This is a genomic window from Vibrio sp. 1727, assembly GCF_033344415.1.
Lineage (GTDB): Bacteria > Pseudomonadota > Gammaproteobacteria > Enterobacterales > Vibrionaceae > Vibrio > Vibrio alginolyticus.
In genome coordinates this window covers 1-626 of sequence record NZ_JAWPOT010000400.1, presented here as the reverse complement: position 1 = coordinate 626, position 626 = coordinate 1, and the positions used below count along the sequence as shown (strand labels likewise).

Sequence of the window (626 nt, the reverse complement as noted above, 5' to 3'; positions counted from 1 at the left end):
GTGCTTTGACTGTTTAGTAAAGCCAGGAGAAACAATAAGCGCCGAAACATTGTTGGCTCTAATTGTTAGAAGTTGAGTTTGGCTAATAATTTCATGTTCTGCGTCTAGCCAACCTCGAGCTACCTTTAACTTTTTCTCTAAAAGCCTAGCGCTACGGTCTGAAACATAGCTTTCTTTTGAATTAAGCCTAACGTCACGATGATTAATACCTAACCGTGAAACTAATTCAAGATTAGCCTCACGATTGATTAAATATGCCGCACCACCTTCATTCTGTTTTGTAGCGAATATGTCGGAGAACAGTTCGCTGTAATGATTCTTATCCATAAATACTTTCTTATTTTTGAGAATAGACGCAAATAATCATGTGACTTGTATCTAAACATTAACTGCCGTTATGTCTAATTTTTACCCATGAAGAGTGAAACTTAAATAAATTTTCATCATTTGTTGCATATGTGTGAGCTATATCCCTATTTGTAGGTCGCATTACGCAAATATTTCTACAATTTGTTGAGTAATTAGTCTATTGAACCGATATCACTTCTGAGACTAGCAAATTGAAACTAACATTTGACTCAATAATAAGCCTATGCTAGCAGCTTTTGCTATTGTATTTTAGACAA

The 626-nt window shown here is 35.0% G+C and carries 1 protein-coding gene; it reads right to left on the bottom strand.

What is annotated here, in order from left to right:
* Window positions 1–327 (bottom strand): hypothetical protein (locus tag R8O10_RS25985; RefSeq protein ID WP_318192065.1); only part of this gene is annotated, 327 nt, incomplete at its 3' end.
* Window positions 328–626: the final 299 nt, after the last annotated feature.